This window comes from Trichlorobacter sp., from assembly GCF_030247655.1.
Taxonomy (GTDB): Bacteria; Desulfobacterota; Desulfuromonadia; order Geobacterales; family Pseudopelobacteraceae; genus Trichlorobacter.
Genome location: NZ_JAOTRZ010000259.1, coordinates 1 through 3,710 on the forward strand (window position 1 = coordinate 1; position 3,710 = coordinate 3,710).

The window sequence follows — 3,710 nt, forward strand, 5'->3', positions numbered from 1 at the left end:
GCTGGACTTTGTACTGCTTTTCTTGCTCTTGCTCTTGATTTTGCTTTTGCTTTTCGTCCCCTTTTTCGACTTGCCAGCCTTGCGAGGCACCGGGTTGAATTCGTCCCGAATATTATTCAGCAGAACAGAGGTCTCTTCCATGCTCGGATCAGCTTTTTTGGCAGCCTCAAGTGCCTCACGAGCCTCTGAAAGACGACCGGTTTTCATATAGACCCGACCAAGGGCATGCAGGGCACGGGCATGGTCCGGCTTTAGTTCAGCAGCTTTTTTGTAACTGGCAATAGCGTCATCATATTCTTTCTTGAAATCGTAAATCAAGCCAAGCTTGTAGTGATTATTGGGGTCTTCAGGAGCCAGCTCCACCGCCTCTTGCAACAACTCAGCCAGCTCATCATATTTTTTATCTTTGACATAGATAGCCACCAGAGCATTACGGCTCTCACTGTCATCCTCTTGCAACTCAAGGGCCTTGGTGTAATGCTCTACCGCTTTGTCGGCAGCACCCTTGGCACGATAGACAGCAGCAAGTTCACGGTTTGCCTCAACATTGTCCGGAGCAAGCTTCAGCACCGCCTTGTAGGATTCCTCTGCAAGGCTCAGGTTTTTATTTTTTACAAATATCCTGGCAAGCTTCAGATGAATATCAGCACTTTCTGGTTTTAACTTCAGGAACTCAACATACTGTTCAACCGCTTCCTGTGCATTGCCTCGTCCCAGACGAATATCAGCCAGCTTCAGACGCGCCTCGGCAAAAGTCGGTTTCTTTTCAATGGCCCGCTTGTAAGAAACCACCGCTTCATCCAGTTGGTTACGTTTTTCGTACAACTGCCCAAGATTGTAATATACTTCAGCATTTGAAGAGCCGAGATGCACCGCCTCGCGGTAGGCAATAATAGCATCGGCTTCACGGCCTGCACGGAAATACAGATCACCAAGTTTTTCATGGGGCTCAACGGCATCAGGCTGTTGTTGGAGCACAGCACGATAGGCCTCAGCTGCTTTATCCACCTCGCCTTTGCTGGCAAGTTGATCACCTACTACAAAACCTTCCGGCCTTGAAGGTTGTTCTTCGACCACCACCGCCCCTTTTTTGCCTCCCAGAAGCCGCTCATAATCAGCCTGCTTTGTATCGCCCTTCTTGTCATAGATATCGGCAAGCATCAGATGCAGACGGCTGCTGCGGGGTATCGCGGCAGATGTCTTTTTCAGCAGATCCAATGCAGCATCCTGCTGATTTTGCTGCAGATAGATACCTGCAAGAGAAAGGGATGCCTGCTCGTTGGCAGGATCCAGCAACAATGCTCTCCGAAACTCATCAATCGCCCGGTCGGTCTGTCCCTGGGCAGCGTAAACCTCAGCCTGACCAACCAGTACACCGGCATCGGACGGCTGTTTGCTTCCGGCCTCGCCATAGTGGTACAGGGCAAGGGCATAAAACTTCTTATCCGTCATAATCCTTGCCAGGGCCTTGTGATAGGCTGGCACTGACTGACCGGACAATCCCTTGGTCAAGGCAACGGCTGCATCGTCCTGCAACCCTTTTTGCAGATAGAGTATTCCCAGATTACCGGAAGCGGCGGCAAAACCAGGTTCCTTTTGCAATCCACGCCGATAGGCGGCAATGGCACCATCAATGTTTCCGACCCGTTCTGCTTGAAGCCCCTGCACAAACTGGGCAGCAGCCCCATCAGGGCAGTTCGAAATAATCTGGGCTTCTTCCCTGGTTCTGATGGCATCATCGCTGATACCAGGCAACTTGTTTGCCAGCTCAAGGGCATCCTTGCACTTGTCTCCACCAAAGTTCCAACTAAAGCCGGTCAACAGAAAAAAAGCTCCGGCAAGGAGCGGCAAAACTGTCGTCCTTTTTCTATACATGGTTAATTTTCCTTTTGTTTGGCAGCAAGATTGAGAGGGAGTATACAGACAAAACCGCCAAACTTCAAATAATTCTGCCGAACTGCTTGATTCTTTACAGTTTTATGGAATAGTATGTCTGGGCTTCAGCACTCGTTTGTACGTAAAAAGACTGGGGAAACAAGCATGAGCAAAGATCTGGAACAGATCATCATGACGGCTGGCGACCTGCCGACCATTCCGGTGGTTGCCACCAAGGTGATGCAACTAATGGAGGACGAAAACTCCACCGCCGATGATCTGGCAAGGGTAGTTGCCTCTGATCCAGCCGTTGCCGCCAGGGTACTAAAAATATCCAACTCCTCATTCTACGGGGCCCAACGCCAGATCCAGACATTGCCCCATGCCATCATGATGCTTGGTTTTGTTACCTTGAAAAGTGTGGTCGTAGCTGCATCAGTCAAACAGGTTTACCACCCCTACGGCCTCACTGAAAAACTGCTTTGGGAACACTCCTTCGGCGCCGGCCTGGCAGCCCGTCTGATTGCGCAGGAACTGCGTCAGATAAATCCGGATGAAGCATTTCTGGGGGGGCTGTTCCACGATATCGGCAAGCAGATCATGAACTTTCTTGATAAGGACAAGTTTCAGGAAGTAATGCAGCTTTGCTACAATGAAGGCATCACGTTTGCCCAGGCAGAGCAGATGCTGTTCCACTACACCCATGAAGATGCCGGTGCGCTGGTTATTAAAAAATGGAATTTTCCCGAGCACCTGATCAAGGCGGTTCAGGCCCATCACAGCCTTGATCTGGGTGAAGATGCAGATCCCTACCTTTCCAATCTTGCCAACGTAGTCAGCCTTTCAAACCTGTTCTGCCACCGCTACGGTGTTGGCACCCTGGCCGTGGAGGAAGAGTTGGACGTTGCGGCAAGCCTGCCGGCAACACAGCTTGGCTTAAGTGAAGAGCGAACAACAGCCCTGCTTGAGCGGTTTATCGAGGCCTACACCAAGGATCAGTCGTTCTTTAGTTAGCCAGTCAGTGCTCACTCATCGCCTTCAAGATGTTCAAGGATCGACTTACGATAGGTCCCGTCTGCCCGTCTGCGCGCCTCATCAGAGATATCCACGCTATCTTCCTCTTCAACATCATCATAGTCGCGGGAACTCTCACCATACAGGCGCCTCATCCGTTCCTGCGTTGCACTGCGTCGACGTTCAACCCTATCTGTCTTTACAACTCCCTGTATAGGCTCTGTCATTTATCCACCCCGCGCAACATAGTTGATTTTGTTGCTCAGAAATTGATATAAAGTATCGTTAAATATCTTACCAGACTATGAGTACGCAGACCATGATTCGTCCTATTCTCACTTTTCCTGACCCGCTTCTCAAGCAAAAATCAGCACCGGTAACTATTATAACCGATGGGATCATCCAGCTGGCCAAAGACATGGCTGAAACCATGTATGACGCCCCCGGTGTCGGCCTTGCAGCCCCGCAGATCGGGGTCCTGCAACGGGTAATCGTGATTGACGTGGCTGCCAAAAATGACGCACCACAGTTGATCACCGTGATTAACCCGGTGGTCATCCATGGCGAAGGAGAGACCTTTGAAGAAGAAGGCTGCCTGTCGGTTCCTGACTTTTCTGCCAACGTCAAACGCCACGAACGGGTGGTGGTAAAAGGGCTTTCCCTTGAGGGTCAGGAGCGGATCTGGCATGCCGAAGACCTGTTGGCCGTCGCTTTTCAGCATGAGATCGACCATCTGGATGGCATTTTGTTCGTGGATCGACTCTCGCCGCTTTAGCGCGAGCTGTTTGTTAAAAAGAACAAAAAACGGAGTACCCCATGAC

The 3,710-nt window shown here is 50.6% G+C and carries 4 protein-coding genes; 2 read left to right on the forward strand and 2 right to left on the reverse strand.

Annotated elements, in window-relative coordinates; translation table 11 throughout:
* On the reverse strand, positions 1-1,875 hold a 1,875-nt coding region (locus OEL57_RS15155), incomplete at its 3' end, for a tetratricopeptide repeat protein (protein ID WP_300741605.1).
* A gap of 165 nt (positions 1,876-2,040) precedes the next feature.
* On the opposite strand from OEL57_RS15155, the gene OEL57_RS15160 reads away from it, so the two are divergent.
* Entirely contained in the window at positions 2,041-2,889 is an 849-nt protein-coding gene (locus OEL57_RS15160) for an HDOD domain-containing protein (protein ID WP_300741607.1), read from the forward strand.
* Between the two features lie 11 nt (positions 2,890-2,900).
* Here OEL57_RS15160 and OEL57_RS15165 read toward each other — a convergent pair whose 3' ends face one another.
* Positions 2,901-3,116: a hypothetical protein gene (locus tag OEL57_RS15165; protein WP_300741609.1), complete on the reverse strand. Its 216-nt coding sequence runs from the start codon at positions 3,114-3,116 to the stop codon at positions 2,901-2,903.
* A gap of 92 nt (positions 3,117-3,208) precedes the next feature.
* On the opposite strand from OEL57_RS15165, the gene def reads away from it, so the two are divergent.
* Positions 3,209-3,664 carry a peptide deformylase gene (def, locus tag OEL57_RS15170; protein ID WP_300741611.1) on the forward strand — a complete coding sequence of 152 codons (456 nt, stop codon included), beginning with the start codon at positions 3,209-3,211 and terminating at the stop codon, positions 3,662-3,664.
* The last annotated feature ends 46 nt before the right edge of the window (positions 3,665-3,710 follow it).